A 16,426-nucleotide genomic window follows, 5' to 3' on the forward strand; every position below is an offset into this window, starting at 1 on the left:
AAGCAAATGACAAAGTTTAATGTGATGTTAGAGAAATATGCTGAGTTGGTTGTGAAAGTGGGAGTTAACGTTCAACCTGGACAAGTTCTGATCGTTCAAGCGCCATTGGAAACGGTAGATCTTACAAGATTAATTGTTTCTAAGGCCTATGAATCTGGAGCCAAATATGTTCAGGTAGAGTGGGAAGACGAAGGAATTACACGGATTCGTTATGAAAAGGCACCGGATGAATCCTTTGATTATTATCCGAAATGGCAAGCTGAGATGATGGAACAGTTAGCAGAAGGTGGCGGTGCCATTCTACATATAAAAGTGCCAAATCCTGAATTATTCCGTGGTATTGATCCGACAAAAGTATCAAGATCGGTCAAAGCTTCTGCCGTTGCGCGTGAGAAATACCAGCATTATGTACGTAACAATAAGTTTAGTTGGTCACTGATTAAGGCTCCTACACGTGATTGGGCAAACAAAGTATTCGCTGACCTTCCTGAAGATGAGCGTGTACAAGCGATGTGGGATGCGGTATTCCTCATGAATCGTGTCGAAGCAGATGGAACGCAGGATCCGGTCGCAGCATGGCGTGAACATATTGAGCAACTTAAAATCACGCAAGAGAGAATGAATTCCAAACGATACAAGAGTTTACATTATCGTGCACCAGGAACAGACCTACATGTTGAAATGCCTGAAGGGCATTTATGGCGCGGTGGAGGTGGAGAGAATCAAGACGGGGTGTATTTTGTTGCGAATATGCCAACAGAGGAAATATACACAATGCCACATCGCACAGGGGTGAATGGGAAAGTGACAAGTACACTTCCATTGAATCTCAACGGACAGTTGGTCGAAGGGATGACTCTAACCTTTAAAGAAGGAAAAGTGATCCAGTACGACGCAACATCGGGACGTGAATATTTGACAGCACTTCTAAATACAGATGAGGGTGCTTCGTATCTTGGAGAAATGGCATTAGTTCCGTTTGATTCACCTATATCCCGGTTGAATCGGATTTTCTACAATACGGGAATCGACGAGAATGCATCATGTCATTTTGCATTGGGTAGTGCTTATCCAGTAAACATTGAAGGCGGTACTAAACTCAGCAAAGATGAACTGCTAGCTAAAGGTGCCAATGTGAGCTTAACACATGTCGATTTCATGATTGGTTCGGATCAATTAGAAATTGACGGTGAGTTGGCGGATGGAACGGTAGAAGCTGTATTCCGAAATGGGAATTGGGCCTAAATTGAATATCATTTTGACATTGATAATGATTATCACTAGAATAGGTTTAACTCCCCAATGGGATGTAGTGATATTATCGAAATTAATGGAGGGATTCATTTTGCTTATTCAAACAAGAACGATTGTGGTAGAGAAAGGTAACGCTGAGAAAGTGGTTGAGAGATTCAGCCAAGAAAGTCCAGTTGAAGGCATGGAAGGACTTATAGATATTACTGTTATGGTCAATAAGAGAAGCAAAGAAAATGAAGAAGTTGTCGTGATGATTCGCTGGGAATCGGAAGAGGCATGGAAGAATTGGGAGAAAAGCGATGTACATATTCAGGGTCATCGGCAAAATAAAGGAAAGACATCTCCGGAGTTCGTTCTAAGTACAACAGTGAATATGTACGTAACACAGAAAATCAAACAAGGGAAAGCTTTTAATAATCAATGATATTACTTATTTCCCTCGACGATACACTAGTGTTGCGTTAATCTCTCCTCCAACTAGAATAATCATTGAGCTAATATATAACCAGGTAAGTAGAACCATTACGCCTCCAAGGCTGCCATATGTTCTAGTGAAGTCTCCAAATTGGTTAACGTAAATGGAAAAGAGCCCTGTTGTGGTAATCCAACCAAAGGTTGTGAATATCGCTCCAGGTAGTGCTTCTCTGGTTGACATTTTCCGATTTGGAGCAATCCAATAGAGCATTGTAAACACAATGATCATGATAAGTAGTGGGAGCGCATACTGAACTAAATTCCATAGTTGATAGAATATATAAGGTATAGGAAAGAGATGAAACACTTGATCTTTCAACCAACTACCGAATACAAGAAGTAATGTGCTTAATAGAATGACTAGACCGATGAATAATGTGCCCATGAGCGAAATAGCTCGTACTTTCCAAAAAGCTCTATCATCTTCGATATCATATGCCTGATTCAACCCTTTAAACGTAGCGTCTATGCCTTTGGAGGCTGCCCATAATGTAGCTAACATCCCGAATGAGAGCAATGCTTGACTTCTTCCCTCAGCGACTTCCTTAACAATTTCCTGCATAATCAATATAGCTTCTGCCGGTAGTATTTCCGCTAAATCTAGGATGCGATCCTCCATAGAAATATTCGCATAACCCACTAAAGTCATGATAAATATAAGAAAAGGAAATAGGGAGAGAATGAGATAAAAGGATAATTGAGCGCTGACAGCTTGAACATCGTCATTCTTAATCTTTTTAAATAATTGTTTGAAAAAATCAATACACCAAGCCACTTTTCCTTTCTTCATTAATACCTCCCCTTTAAATAATAACTTTCTATTATTGTAACATTTTATGGTAAATACGCTTTCCACAACAAACCTATTTGGATATATTAACACAAAAGGTGAATTGGCAATCCCATGTAATTATATATATGCAGGGAAATTCACAGAAGGTGTTGCCCATGTAACTATATCTGATTCAAATGACGAGGTTCTTATTGATAGAACAGGTAAGATTACAACGAAGTTATTAGAAAAATATATTTCAGACTTTACATTTTTAGAGGGACTATCTGTGGCTTATGCTCCTACAGGAAATAAAATAATCTTCGAATGAAGAATAGAGGGGAAGGTATTACTCCCTTGTCAAGGGTAGTGCAACACAATGGATCCCGCCGCCTAGTTTTAATATTTCATCGACAGGGACTGGAATAACTTCTACTTTGTGGCGAGCAAGCAAGTCAATGGTTCGATTTCCACTAGCGGAGATGATGACTCGCCCTGGTGCTACAGTTAAGGCATTAATGGTAAGCGGTGGGTCCTTCGGGTCGACATGGAGCAACGTAATCTTACGTCGATGAAGCTCGTCTAAGAACCAATAAGGTAGGAGAGTCGTATCTACAAGTGCCATATCATGATTAATCATAATAAAAGCATCATCCAGATGGATGATGGTTGAAGGTAAGTCAATAACTATTAGCTGAATATTTTGAATGGAGAGAATGTATTTGATCTGCTCCATTCCCAGTCGATTAACCCGCTCGGATAGACCGATAACGGCTGTTGTTTCATCAAGCATCATAAAGCTTCCTCCCTCTGCGAAGCCATTCCCGTGGACTAAACCAAGAATAGGAACTCCGTGCTGTGCGCATGTCTGTGCAGCCAGACGACTCTCACCGTATCGGAGATATAAGGCTAGTCGAGAAATGATTAGCCCACAAGGAATGACCATTCCTAAGTCTCTTGTGAACAGTCGCTCCGGCATACTTTTCGATTCTCCCTCTAGATGCAGAATCTTTATGCCCTCATTCATTAGAATTTGGACTAAATTATCATATTGTGATTGTAGTAACTCTAGATCCAGTGAGGTATGCTTTTGATTCTCAAGATTAGAGTTTCCTTTTACATAATTAGTGAATAAAGGGCTAGCTTCTATCTCGCTTGCGTGGTCATGTAATAGTAACACCTCCTTATTAGGGCGATGCATCAAGACTTTACCAATCCTTCCAATATCATTAGATACCCCCCAATGATCTCCCCAAATATCACGAAGTATCTCCTTATCATGAAAAGGCTGATTCACAGGGCTTCTAGATAAATATCGTGTGGTCAAGTTCATATGAATTCACTCACTTCCTATGTCTATAGTTGACATTGTAGCCAGACATAGAAGCAGTCAAACATAACCATGAGACAGTAATATAAAAAGCCCGTACCACAGTACAAAGGCGATACTTATTGACATTGATAATCATTATCACTTATCATAAAGTAAATAATCTTTATTTAAGAGGTGGAAACACATGCAAGATAAATTTGCTATCATTTATGCCAGTCTATCGGGTAATACAGAAAAAATGGCCCAACACATTGCCAAAGGAATTCGACAATCTGGTGCAGAGGTTGATCTAAAGATGGTTGAAGATAGTAGTGCCATTCAACTTTCTGAATATACAGGATTTATATTAGGGACATATACTTGGGGGGATGGAGAATTGCCGTATGAATTCATGGATTTTTGCGATGAAATGGATGAGATCAACTTAAATGGAAGCAAGACAGCTATATTCGGAAGTGGATGTCATAGTTACGAAACCTATTGTGGAGCTGTAGATGTTCTAGAGAATAAGTTAAGTGAGTGCGGCGCAAAGTTGCTTCAAGAAAGTCTTAGAGTAGACAATGATCCAACTGCAGAGGATGAGGTTTTATGCCAACAATTTGGAAAATGCTTTGCTGAAGCCTTTATAAAGGTTCTCTAAAATAAATCAGATATTAAGATGGGGTGTTATGAAATGAATCGTCTATTAGAAGTAAATGATTTATGTATCTCTTTCAATACTCACCAAGGAGAACTACAGGCTATTCGGGGTGTTAGTTTTCATGTCAATAAAGGAGAGACACTTGCTATCGTTGGAGAGTCCGGTTCAGGGAAAAGTGTTACATCTCAAGCCATTATGAAACTACTACCTACCCCACAAGCAACGTATAGAAAGGGTCAGATTCAATTCGATGGGCAAGAAATATTAAGGAAGACTGAAAGACAAATGACGAAAATCCGTGGTAAAGAGATTGCTTATATATCTCAAGATCCTATGACTTCATTGAATCCGATGATGAAAGTAGGTAAACAAATCACAGAAGTACTTCATAAGCATGAGAAAATGCCGAGAAATGCAGCAACGAAGCGAGCAATTGAACTATTAACACTTGTTGGAATACCGATGCCTGAAAAGCGCTTCAGCCAATATCCACATGAATTTAGTGGTGGTATGAGACAAAGAGTTGTTATCGCGATGGCGTTGGCTGCTAATCCTAAGTTACTGATCGCTGATGAGCCAACTACAGCTCTAGATGTTACTATACAAGCGCAAATATTAGATTTAATGAAAGAACTACAACAGAAATTTGATACATCTATTATCTTTATCACCCATGATCTAGGTGTTGTGGCGAAGGTAGCGGATCGAGTAGCTGTAATGTATGCCGGACAGATTGTAGAGACTGGAACGGTAGAGGATATATTCTATGATCCTAGACATCCATATACTTGGGGACTACTAGCATCTATGCCAAGTCTGGATAGTAAGAATGATGAGAAACTTACGGCAATACCAGGTACACCACCAGATTTATTACATCCTCCAATAGGAGATGCCTTTGCACTACGAAGTACGTATTCTATGAAAATAGATATTGAGAAAGAACCACCGTTATTTAGAGTATCAGATACACATTATGTTAAGTCTTGGCTCATGCACCAACATGCTCCGAAAGTAGAACCTCCAGCTGTCGTGAAGAATAAAATTCGTAAATTAAATGGCGTATACGATCAACCTATTGTTGTGTAAATAAATCGTTACAAGTTACTCACCTCCCAATCCTAGTCATAGATTGTGAGGTGAGTTTGTTATCAAATGAAATGTTATTTTTTTACAGCATGGATATAATGAATGGTTTCGAATGCAGACAAATAATCCGTTCGATTACTAAAAAAAAGATCATTTATCGTAGCTGGAGATAAATGTTCATAAATGAGTAAATCAGCCCTTTCTAACATCCACTCAATTTATAATAAGTGAAACATGATTTCATTGGTTCCCCACTTGCAGATGCTATTTTCAGCATATTTTCAACCCTATTAGACAGACCTTTTTCTTCAAAGAGTTCTTCGTCTGCATAATCAAAAACGATAGAACTTCCTGAAGGGACCTTGGCAAATAAATTATTTTGTCAATAATTAAATTTAGTTATCATAGTCGTAACCTATTATAGCTATCAGTTCTAGGTATTTCTATTAGTCACAGATTAGCTGTAATATACAGGTAAACTTGAATCGAAGTAAGACTGATTTCTTGAAAGGGAGGAGTTCTTTGATGATGAATGACATGATTAGAAAGAAATTTGATGAAGTGGCACAGAGTTATGATCAACAACGTCGGCAACTAATCCCCTGTTTCGATGATTTCTACGGTACAGCTATGATGTTGGTCAATCTGGAGAAGAAAGCTCCTAAAGTATTGGATTTAGGTGCAGGAACAGGACTCTTCGCATCTTATGTTCGACAACAATACCCTGAAGCAGAATTGACATTAATTGATTTAAGTGAAGAAATGATTAATCAAGCGCGGATCAGGTTCGGAGACGATTCTAAGGTGGAGTATATTGTAGCAGATTATACGACGTATTCTTTCGGTGAGAAAAGATATGATGCTGTTATTTCTTCACTATCCATACACCACCTATCACATCAGGCGAAGAAAATCCTTTTTCATAGCGTTTATAAGCTCTTACTGGATACGGGTATTTTCGTTAATGCCGATCAAGCAGCTGGTTCGTCGTCCTACTTCGACAATCGTTACAAACAACAATGGGAAGAAGCAATTCTAAGAAACGGATTACCCACTCAAGTAGTAGAATCTGCCATCGAACGAAGAAAGCTAGATATTAATGCAACAGTAGCGGATCAACTACTGTGGTTGCGCGAGGCTGGGTTTGTAGAAACAGATTGTATCTATAAGAATAATGAATTTGCTGTTTTTTTCTCGCAAAAATGATCGTTCATCTACTTCATCTAGCTAATGATATGATAGTATAGATAAGAGTTTCGAAGAAATATATATCATATCAAATTGTACTCATACTAGACCTAGTTGAAGGGACGTAACAATGATGACTTATAAAATGATTGTACTTGATCTGGACGATACGCTTCTTATGGATGACCATACCATCTCACCACGCACTAAAAAAGCGTTAATGGATGCACAAGACGCGGGCGTAAAAGTTGTACTTGCATCAGGCCGCCCGACATTTGCTATGACGCATATTGCGAAGGAATTGGAGCTTGAGAAATACGGTAGCTTTATTCTATCTTTTAACGGAGCTACCATTACGAATTGTGCAACGAATGAGCAGTTGTTTAGTAGCACGTTGTCACCAGAAACGGTGCATGAGTTATACCATATTAGCAAGGAAGAAAAAGTATGGATTCATACGTATGTGGGCGATGATATCGTAACTCCAGTCAATAACGAATATACCGATATCGAAGCAGTTATTACGGGAATGCCAATAATTCAAGTAGATCTATTTGATGAAGCTATTCATGAGCCTGTTGTGAAAGTGTTAATGGTAGAAGCACCAGAGAAACTTGTTATTCTGGAAAAGAAATTGCAACAACAACTCGTGGGGAAATTGAATGTTACGCGTTCGAAACCTTATTTCTTAGAGTTCACAGAGGTTGGGGTAGATAAGGGAACAAGTCTACACCAACTTATTCAGAAACTGAACATTAAACAAGAAGAGGTCATTGCTATAGGAGATAGTTACAACGATCTAGCGATGATTGAATTCGCCGGACTAGGTGTTGCTATGGGTAATGCACCAGACGATATTAAGGCAATCGCTAACTTTGTAACGGACACGAATATGGAAGATGGCGTAGCAAAGGTAGTTGAGACTTATATTTTAAATAAATAGTGGCCCAGAATCTATGTGTGAATCATTTATCCCCGAACTTCAATTTCGAGTTCGGGGATATTTTTGTACCCAAAAGGACAAAACAAAGAGAACAAACAAAGAGATCGCTATCTTAATTATAGTAAGGAGGGAATGACAATGATTATGAAACAAAGATTAATGATCATGCTGTTGATCATGCTAATTGTATTAACAGCTTGTGGAAACAATACTAATGTGGATCCTGATACGACAGAAGATGCAAATAATCAAAGCAGCTTGGATACCATTAAAGCAAGTGGAAAGCTGCGAATCGGTACTGAAGGTACATACGCACCATTTAGCTTTCACGATGATAATGGCAAACTTACCGGCTTCGATGTTGAGATTGCAGAGGAAATTACTAAGCGTCTGGGACTTGAACCAGAATTTGTTGAAGCACAATGGGATGGTCTTTTTGCAGGTATGGATGCAAGTCGATTCGATGTTGTTTTTAATGAGGTAGCGATTAATGATGAGCGCAAAGAGAAATACGACTTCTCCGATCCTTATATTGTTTCAAGGGCAGCATTGATTGTAAGCTCCGACAATGAAGATATTAAGACCTTTGCTGATTTGAAAGGTAAGAAATCTGGTCAATCTCTAACAAGTAACCTTTCTGAAATTGCTCGTGAGAATGGTGCAGAATTTGTAGCTACCGATGGATTCAATCAGTCTATTGATTTACTAACCTCTGGACGGATTGATGCAACTATTAATGACAGCTTATCATTTCTGGATTTGAAGAAACATAAACCGGACGTAAAGGTTAAAAAAGTAGATGAAATAGAGAACGGATCTCAAAGCGCAGCGGTATTCCTGAAGGGAAACGATGAACTGATCCAAGCGGTCAATGATGCGCTTACTGATATGAAGAATGATGGAAAGTATCTTGAAATCTCAAAGAAATATTTTGGCACAGACGTTTCCATATAAAAGAAGGACCAAGGATGTTCACTTTCCAACATGTCCAAAAAGGATGATTAGCTCATGGATGACCGTACAATACAGATATTAATCGATTCTTTGCTACCCTTGCTTAAGGCTGGGGTAGCTTTTACCATTCCGCTGAGTTTAATTTCATTTGTATTTGGATTGTTGCTGGCTTTATTAACTGCACTAATTCGTATTTCAACGTGGACAATTCCAAAGTTAATCGCGAGGTTCTATGTCTGGGTCATTCGGGGTACTCCACTATTGGTGCAGTTATTTATCTTATTCTATGGATTACCTGCCATCGGCGTAACACTGGAACCATTGACAGCTGCTATTATTGGTTTCTCTCTTAATGTAGGAGCATATTCTTCAGAAATATTACGAGCTGCCATTCTTTCGATCCATAAAGGTCAATGGGAAGCTGCATTCTCAGTAGGTATGACACGGGGTCAGGCTTTACGCCGAGTTATCCTTCCTCAAGCCACACGTGTATCCGTACCACCGCTAGCTAATACTTTTATAAGTCTGGTTAAGGACACGTCACTAGCAGCAAGCATAACGTATATGGAAATGTTCAGAACTGCGCAACAGATCGTAGCGACAACCTACGAGCCACTGCTATTATATTGCGAGGTTGCAGTGATTTATTTAGTTTTTTGTTCCGTTCTATCCACTCTGCAGAATTATCTGGAGAAACGATTAGCTAAATACTCAGCAAGTTAAAGGAGAAGATACACTTGATTGAGATACTTAATTTACATAAATCTTTTGGATCATTAGAAGTGTTAAAAGGAATTGACCTGAAGCTTGATCATGGCAAAGTTCTCGTGATTATTGGTCCATCAGGTTCGGGGAAAACAACGTTGTTACGCTGTTTTAATCTATTGGAAATACCTGATGACGGGAGTATTGTCATAGGGGATACAAGGCTTAGCTTCAAAGAATCTAAGAAGGTTCCGACATCGGATGTTATATCCATACGTCAAAAAACAGGTATGGTCTTTCAATCATATAATTTGTTCCCACATATGACGGTGATTGGCAACGTGATGGAGGGACCTGTCACAGTGCAGAAGCGTTCGAAATCTGATGCACGAAAGCGTGCATTAGTATTACTAGAAAAGGTTGGGCTTGCTGAAAAGGCGGACTCCTATCCCCATCAGCTATCTGGTGGTCAGCAGCAGCGGGTAGCGATTGCTAGAGCGATGGCAGTTGAACCTGAGGTATTACTATTCGATGAACCAACATCTGCACTTGATCCAGAATTGGTAGGAGAAGTTCTTAAGGTTATTAAACAATTGGCAGCAGAAGGTATGACGATGATTATCATCACCCATGAGATGAAATTTGCAGCTGATGTGGCGGATAAGATTATTCTGATGGACGATGGTTATATCTTGGAAGAAGGATCTCCACTGGAAGTGTTGGAGCAACCTAAGAGCACTCGGGCTCTACAATTTCTTAATCGGCTGAGCGGTGAAGAGTGATTGGTGTGCGATAAATAGTGATCCATATAAGGAAAAAGTCGAGGCCTCTGAGAAATCAGAGGCTATCATTATGAGATTTTTGCAACATTTTATTAATTAATCCGTCTATGAATATGTAGATCATTTCCAACAGACAACAAACTTATTTAAAAACATTGGAGGAATTTCATATGAAAAATAAAAACATGTTTAAAGTGTTAGCGACTGCATCTATTCTAGCCATGGCAACTATGCCGATCATGACAAGTGCCCAAGTTGCAACGCCCGTGGCAATAAATAACGAACCAGGTATCATTGTAAATAAGATGAAATCATTAGCAGGGACTATGGGGCAAATTACAGAATTCGTAAATGATAGAACAGGTAAGTTCATTACCGTAACAGGACATGGCCTAGCTCCGTCAGATCAAAGCGAAATTATTCTATCCATCACCAAAGATACGAAAATCATAGATTCTAAAGGAAATAGAGTTCCTCTAAAATCAATTATTGATGAGCAAAAGGTGGTAAAGGCATTCTATTCTGCTAACATTACGAAGAGTCTTCCAGCTCGAGGTATTGCATTAACCCTAGTTGTTCAAGACCAAAGCTTTACAGCAATTGATGGTACCGTAACTGATGTGTTAGAAGATGGAATAATGGTGGAGGGCTTAGATATCTATTCATCATATGAAAATAATGTTTTGTTAAGATTTGCTGATAATGCACAGATTATTGATCAAAATGGCCAAGCAATCAAAGCAAGTGAAATTCAAAAAGGGATGATTGTCAGAGCTTTCTACGGTCCAGCAGTCACGATGAGTCTTCCACCTCAAGCAACAACAAATTATGTTGTAGTTAATACGACAATCGAAGATCCGATAAAAGAGACAAAGCCAGGAACAGATGGCGTGATCACAAATATAGCAGATCATAAGATTACTGTGATGGGCAACCCAACAGAAAACGGTGGAGTTAATTACGTTATTCTCACAGTTGATGAAAACACACAGATTATCAGTCAAGATGGAAGCTCACTAGATATAGAAGATTTGAAAGAAGATATTCAAGTTACTGCAACATATGGTGAGATGATGTTGGCTATTTTCCCTGCGCAAACACATGCTGATAAGATCGTTATCAAAGAAACGAAAAGTCATAAAGTTGAGGGAACAATCGTAGCATCGGATAGAATTTCAGATGGACAAGTCTATGTTAATGTGGGCTCGGATGAATCCACAACTAACGATGTGGTTCTTAATATCTCTGAAGATACAAAAGTGGTCTCTATGGATGGTGGAGAAACAGAATTGAAAGCAGGCATGATCATCAAAGCCTACCATTCTCCGCAAATGACCAGATCACTCCCTGGTATTACGAACGCAGAAATTGTTGTAATAATGAATTAAGGTTCTCAAATCAACCCAATTATTGTATATTAATGAAAAATGCCTAAATCCTATCTTGAGGCATAGCTAAGGGGTTGGCTATACGTGTGGAGAATGATCCGTAAAACTATGCTTACTATGCTTGCTATTGTAATTGTTATGGCAGGTGTTGGATCAGTGTATCAGTGGGTGGGCTCATCGAAGGATAAGAAATTATACCAGCCAGTCGGCAAGTTGTATGATGTTACGGATCATAAAATGCATTTATACTCAGGTGGGCAAGGTGCCACGACAATTGTATTCGCTTCAGGTTGGGGGACAGTAAATCCATATGCTGATTTCTATTCTTTATACGAACGATTAGAGCCACATGCAAAAGTTGCTGTATATGATCGTTTCGGTTATGGATTCAGTGATACGACCGGCAGAAAACGTGATATTGATACGATCACGGATGAAATTCACGAGTTATTGCACGTTTCTGGACAGAAACCTCCATATATCTTCGTAGGCCATTCACTAGGGTCACTAGAAACTATTCGTTATGCCCAACGGTTTCCAGACGAAGTTAAGGCTATTCTGCTAGTGGATGGAGGTAGTCCTGAGTATTACGAATCCAGTGTTGTACTAACATTCTTTCCACTTATATCTCGTGTGCTTCGGACGACAGGTGCTATGAGGGCATTGTATCATGTAGATGGATTCGCGGAATGGATGAATGATGGTAATAACGAAGATCTACAATTACCTGAAGAATTGCAGGAGCTTATCCGCAAAGGCACACTACTAAAGATAGGTAATCGTGATATGACGGATGAAATGCGTCGAAGTAAAAAAAATGCAGGAGTTGTACTTAACGGACAAAAACCATTAGACATCCCTATAACGGTCTTAACCGCCGATTACTTCGGTAAGTTAAGCGAGGATAAAAGGTGGATGGATAGTGAAGCCAAGCTTCCGAATTGGTCCGTATCTGGTAAGCAGATCATTGTACCTGACAGCTCGCACTACATTCACAACTACCAACCTGATCTAATTGTGCAAGAATTGATAGAACTAGTTAAGCGTAAATAATGATAGTAAAGAAACCTATTCAATTATAACCCCTATTAATAATATGACCAGAGGACACCTTATTGTGTCTTCTGGTCATATTTTTCATTGAAAGTCTCGTTCATTCATGATATTATATACTGAACGAACGTTCAGTATATAATAAACGTTTGATGGATAATAGAGTGAATCGGAGTGGGAGCGTGTGAACAAAAAGAAGATACAAAGCGATGAAACCAAAAAGCGAATTGCAGACGCAACTAAAATGCTATTTGTCCAAAAAGGGTACAAAGCAACTTCTATTGAAGATATTGTGGGTGCAACAGGAAGTAGTAAGGGGAATATTTATTATCATTTTAAGAGTAAAGAAGGTTTGTTCCTTTATCTAATCAATGAATGGGATCAGGAATGGGAACATCAATGGAAAGAAAAAGAATCACAGTATAAAAATGTGACTGATAAGTTGTATGGTGTAGCTGAGCAAATGGTTCTTGAAGATTTAAACCATCCTCTAACCAAAGCTGCGGATGAATTCTTTAATAATGAGGAGAAGGCCAGCGATGTTGAAGAACGAATAACAGAAATGGTGAACGGACATCTTACATTTTATCAGAATTTAATTCAACAGGGTGTTGATAGCGGAGAATTTAAAGATAGCGATGTTAAAGGTCTATCTATTATTTTTGAAAGTTTGACGATGGGTTTAAGTCAAATGTCTCGAAAATTAAATCAGAAAGAAGCACTAAAATTATATCAATCAGCGATCAACGTATTTTTGTATGGGATTGCCAAAGAACAAAAATAAGATAATACCAATTATCATCAAGGTAATAGACAACTCGGAGGACTTTTTATGAATTTATTGTTAAGAAATAGGGGAGCTTTATTACTCCTTATGATCAACGTATTTTTAGTATTCACTGGAATTGGCCTAGTCGTTCCGATCATGCCTACATACATGACGGAATTAAATATAAGTGGAAGTATTGTCGGGTTGCTTGTTGCTGCTTTTTCATTTACTCAACTTATTTTTTCACCAATGGCTGGACGCCTATCTGATTCGATGGGTCGGAAAAAAATTATTGTTTTGGGGATGGTTATTTTTGCAGTCTCCGAATGGCTTTTTGGTGCTGTAAGTGACACATACCTACTATTTATAGCAAGAATGTTAGGAGGAATTGGTGCTGCGTGCATTATGCCTACAGTTATGGCCTATACGGCAGATGTTACATCATCTGAAGAGAGAGCCAAGGGAATGGGGTTTATTACAGCAGCAATTACTACGGGATTCATCATTGGGCCAGGAATTGGTGGGATATTAGCTGAATATGGTATTCGTGTACCTTTCTATGCAGCAGCAATAGCGGGGGCGGTAGCAGCAGTCATCACTGCGCTGATTCTTCCTGAATCATTACCTGCATCTAAACGTAACAAATCCAAGACTGTTGAGAAACAGAAATTATCTGTTCAGCTAATGAAATCCTATAGAGAACCTTACTTTTTAAGTTTGATCATTGTGTTTGTATCGGCATTTGGTTTAGCTAATTATGAGACGGTTTTCGGTTTGTTTGTGGATCATAAGTTCGGATTTACACCCAAAGATATAGCTTATATCATTACATTTGGTTCTATATCTGGTGCTGTTGTACAAGCTACGATATTCGGTTGGATATTGAATCGTTTTGGAGAGAAGAATGTGATATCTTTCAGTATAATCATTGCGAGTCTATTCATATTCTTAACACTTTTCGTACACAAATACTGGATGATTGTTGTGGTTACTTTCATCGTATTCTTAGCCATGGATGTATTACGCCCGGCAATCAGTACTCAGATGTCTAAGGTAGCCCCTGAACAGCAAGGATATGTAGCAGGATTGAATTCTGCCTTTACGAGTTTAGGGAATATTGCTGGACCCATCGTTGCAGGATTTCTGTTTGATATAGATATTAATTATCCCTATTTATCGGCAGCAATCGTCCTGATGTTATGTTTTGTTTTGTCTATGAGGGCAAGAAATAGTCAGGTCAGTGAAAGTATAAGTTAGAATTTAAAATAATCAGTTAGATAGATAAGTCGCTCTTATGAGTGGCTTTTTTTTGTTTCGTAGAAAATGACAGGGTACAAATGAAAAAGAGGAAAGTTTAAGTAAACTAAAATTATACCTTCCCTAAAAACTTACAATCATCCATAATTAGACATATGTGAGAAAGGTAGTAATAGGTCATTTTAAGGATTATTCGTATTGAATGGAGGATTTCACATCGTGATTAGAACCAAAGCATTTTTGATTTCGCTCTTAATATGTTTAACATTATTAGGCTGCACAGGGAATGGCTCTACGACTTTAAATTCTCAAGAGGCCGAGAAGACCAATCTTTCTGAACAAGTAAAGCAACTTGAAGAAAGACCAAGTGATGCATTTATGATGGATCTTAGAGAAACGATGAACTTATCTTTGAAGATTTTTCATGCGATGGAGAACGATGATTATACTTACTTAGAATCAGTTTCTGCCTCAGGTGTAGTAATCAATAAGGATGATAACCAGGTCGTGTATTCTGCGTACGAACAAGAGATTAGGATAAATTTTTTGAAGGGACTTCAATTTGATAATTTAGAATATTGGAGTTCTGGATATATCAACAGTGACAAGGAATTTCAGCTTGGATTCGCTCAGTTCTATGAAGATACACACGGTACAATCTACATAGATTTTATTAGAGAAAACGGTCAGTGGTTGTTCAATGGGTTCATGACGAACGCTTGAAATTAAAGAGAAATGAGCGTTCAGAAAGGAGGGAAACGAAGATGTTAGATATGCCAGTGACACACGCTATTATTTCATCTGATGCATTAATATCCGTTGTTGAAGATGAGTATGAGATAGGTACTGTCAGTGATTGTCATCTTCTAGGAAGTGGGTTGAATGATACTTATACGGTTAAATCTTCTATCGGTACATATATATTAAGGATTTATAAGACACATTGGCGTACTTTAGATGATATTACTTTTGAAGTGGAGCTACTCAAACATTTGCAGAATAATAATATTCCCGTTTCTTACCCGATTACTAATATTAATGGGAATTATTGGTTTGGGATTAATGCACCAGAGGGAGAACGTTACGCTGTTCTGTATTCTTTCGCAGAAGGGAAATACCTAGACACCGAAGAGTCCGCCATCCTTTATGGACGAGAGTCTGCCAAAATGCACATTAGTATGGATGATTTCAAACCAACTAGAGAGCGGTTCATGATTGACTTGTACCATCTGCTTGACCAACCATTGGCATCCATTAACAAGGCGTTAGCACATCGACCGAATGATATTTCGTATCTGAAATCTTTATCCGACTTATTAAGGAATAGGATCGAATCCATTTCAAATGACTTGGAGTGGGGGATATGCCATGGTGATCTTCATGGAGGAAATGTACACTTTTGTGATAATGGTACACTAACTCATTTTGATTTTGACTGTGGAGGATATGGATGGAGAGCCTATGATATTTCTGTATTTCAATGGGCGAAAGTTAGAGGGAAACCCAAAGAGCAATTTGAGAATAACTTATGGGATAAATACCTTGAATCTTATCTAGAATTCAAACAACTAGGGGAGGGTGATCTGCAAGCAATTCCATTGTTTATTGCAATTAGAGAAATCTGGTTGATGGGTCTTCATACTGGTAGTTCGCACATATGGGGGAATGGATGGCAGAATGATCATTATTTCGATACCAATCTTCAGTTTCTAAGGGATTGGTGTGAGGTTCATTCAATAATGTAATTGAAATTCAGATATATTCTAGAATAACACGCTTTGTGAAAGGATAATGTCATCGACCGTCAATTTCCACAATGCGTGTT

Annotated in this window: 18 protein-coding genes and 1 pseudogene; 16 read left to right on the forward strand and 3 right to left on the reverse strand. The window is 38.6% G+C overall.

Translation table 11 applies throughout. The annotated features are described in order from the left end of the window. Positions 1–6: 6 nt before the first annotated feature. Together LPB68_RS20990 and LPB68_RS20995 are read left to right on the forward strand one after the other, a co-directional pair. Positions 7–1,245 carry an aminopeptidase gene (locus LPB68_RS20990; RefSeq protein ID WP_068655320.1) on the forward strand — a complete coding sequence of 413 codons (1,239 nt, stop codon included), beginning with the start codon at positions 7–9 and terminating at the stop codon, positions 1,243–1,245. Between the two features lie 100 nt (positions 1,246–1,345). Continuing rightward, positions 1,346–1,678: an antibiotic biosynthesis monooxygenase gene (locus tag LPB68_RS20995; protein WP_068656627.1), complete on the forward strand. Its 333-nt coding sequence runs from the start codon at positions 1,346–1,348 to the stop codon at positions 1,676–1,678. Positions 1,679–1,684: 6 nt separating this feature from the next. On the opposite strand, the gene LPB68_RS21000 is transcribed toward LPB68_RS20995, so the two are convergent. Then, entirely contained in the window at positions 1,685–2,518 is an 834-nt protein-coding gene (locus LPB68_RS21000; protein ID WP_068655317.1) for a YihY/virulence factor BrkB family protein, read from the reverse strand. 46 nt (positions 2,519–2,564) lie between these two features. Between LPB68_RS21000 and LPB68_RS21005 the strand changes: the two genes are divergently transcribed. Continuing rightward, positions 2,565–2,831, forward strand: coding sequence for a WG repeat-containing protein (locus LPB68_RS21005; RefSeq protein WP_082865585.1), 267 nt, complete (start codon positions 2,565–2,567; stop codon positions 2,829–2,831). An 18-nt stretch (positions 2,832–2,849) separates the two neighbouring features. On the opposite strand, the gene LPB68_RS21010 is transcribed toward LPB68_RS21005, so the two are convergent. Beyond that, positions 2,850–3,833, reverse strand: a complete 984-nt coding sequence (locus tag LPB68_RS21010) for a dimethylarginine dimethylaminohydrolase family protein (RefSeq protein WP_068655313.1) — start codon at positions 3,831–3,833, stop codon at positions 2,850–2,852. 184 nt (positions 3,834–4,017) lie between these two features. On the opposite strand from LPB68_RS21010, the gene LPB68_RS21015 reads away from it, so the two are divergent. Beyond that, complete coding sequence (locus LPB68_RS21015; RefSeq protein ID WP_068655311.1) at positions 4,018–4,473, forward strand: flavodoxin; 456 nt, start codon at positions 4,018–4,020, stop codon at positions 4,471–4,473. A gap of 33 nt (positions 4,474–4,506) precedes the next feature. Then, positions 4,507–5,562 (forward strand): ABC transporter ATP-binding protein, encoded by a 1,056-nt coding sequence (locus tag LPB68_RS21020; protein ID WP_068655309.1) that lies wholly within the window; start codon positions 4,507–4,509, stop codon positions 5,560–5,562. Positions 5,563–5,636: 74 nt separating this feature from the next. Here LPB68_RS21020 and LPB68_RS22460 read toward each other — a convergent pair. After that, positions 5,637–5,941: pseudogene (locus tag LPB68_RS22460) on the reverse strand (class I SAM-dependent methyltransferase); the annotation flags it as partial. Positions 5,942–6,087: 146 nt separating this feature from the next. Here LPB68_RS22460 and LPB68_RS21025 point away from each other — a divergent pair. The 11 genes from LPB68_RS21025 (at position 6,088) to LPB68_RS21075 (ending at position 16,346) form a co-directional block, all read left to right on the forward strand. Continuing rightward, complete coding sequence (locus LPB68_RS21025) at positions 6,088–6,768, forward strand: class I SAM-dependent methyltransferase (RefSeq protein ID WP_237087902.1); 681 nt, start codon at positions 6,088–6,090, stop codon at positions 6,766–6,768. 115 nt (positions 6,769–6,883) lie between these two features. Further along, on the forward strand, positions 6,884–7,693 hold the full coding sequence (locus LPB68_RS21030) for a Cof-type HAD-IIB family hydrolase (RefSeq protein WP_068656623.1): 810 nt from the start codon (positions 6,884–6,886) through the stop codon (positions 7,691–7,693). A 144-nt stretch (positions 7,694–7,837) separates the two neighbouring features. Next, entirely contained in the window at positions 7,838–8,647 is an 810-nt protein-coding gene (locus LPB68_RS21035; RefSeq protein WP_068656621.1) for an amino acid ABC transporter substrate-binding protein, read from the forward strand. A 54-nt stretch (positions 8,648–8,701) separates the two neighbouring features. Further along, positions 8,702–9,370, forward strand: coding sequence for an amino acid ABC transporter permease (locus tag LPB68_RS21040; RefSeq protein WP_068655306.1), 669 nt, complete (start codon positions 8,702–8,704; stop codon positions 9,368–9,370). A gap of 14 nt (positions 9,371–9,384) precedes the next feature. Beyond that, entirely contained in the window at positions 9,385–10,134 is a 750-nt protein-coding gene (locus LPB68_RS21045) for an amino acid ABC transporter ATP-binding protein (RefSeq protein WP_068655304.1), read from the forward strand. A gap of 170 nt (positions 10,135–10,304) precedes the next feature. Continuing rightward, complete coding sequence (locus tag LPB68_RS21050; protein WP_068655302.1) at positions 10,305–11,522, forward strand: peptidase; 1,218 nt, start codon at positions 10,305–10,307, stop codon at positions 11,520–11,522. A 93-nt stretch (positions 11,523–11,615) separates the two neighbouring features. Further along, entirely contained in the window at positions 11,616–12,575 is a 960-nt protein-coding gene (locus LPB68_RS21055; RefSeq protein ID WP_068656620.1) for an alpha/beta fold hydrolase, read from the forward strand. Between the two features lie 184 nt (positions 12,576–12,759). Beyond that, entirely contained in the window at positions 12,760–13,359 is a 600-nt protein-coding gene (locus LPB68_RS21060; RefSeq protein ID WP_068655300.1) for a TetR/AcrR family transcriptional regulator, read from the forward strand. A 48-nt stretch (positions 13,360–13,407) separates the two neighbouring features. Then, positions 13,408–14,601: an MFS transporter gene (locus LPB68_RS21065; RefSeq protein ID WP_068655298.1), complete on the forward strand. Its 1,194-nt coding sequence runs from the start codon at positions 13,408–13,410 to the stop codon at positions 14,599–14,601. Between the two features lie 219 nt (positions 14,602–14,820). Continuing rightward, a complete protein-coding gene (locus LPB68_RS21070) occupies positions 14,821–15,324 on the forward strand; it encodes a hypothetical protein (protein ID WP_068655296.1) in 504 nt (167 codons plus the stop codon). Positions 15,325–15,365: 41 nt separating this feature from the next. Continuing rightward, positions 15,366–16,346, forward strand: coding sequence for a phosphotransferase enzyme family protein (locus LPB68_RS21075; RefSeq protein WP_068655294.1), 981 nt, complete (start codon positions 15,366–15,368; stop codon positions 16,344–16,346). The last annotated feature ends 80 nt before the right edge of the window (positions 16,347–16,426 follow it).

Origin of the sequence: Paenibacillus crassostreae (assembly GCF_001857945.1) — a bacterium.
Classification (GTDB): Bacteria; Bacillota; Bacilli; order Paenibacillales; family Paenibacillaceae; genus Paenibacillus_AQ; species Paenibacillus_AQ crassostreae.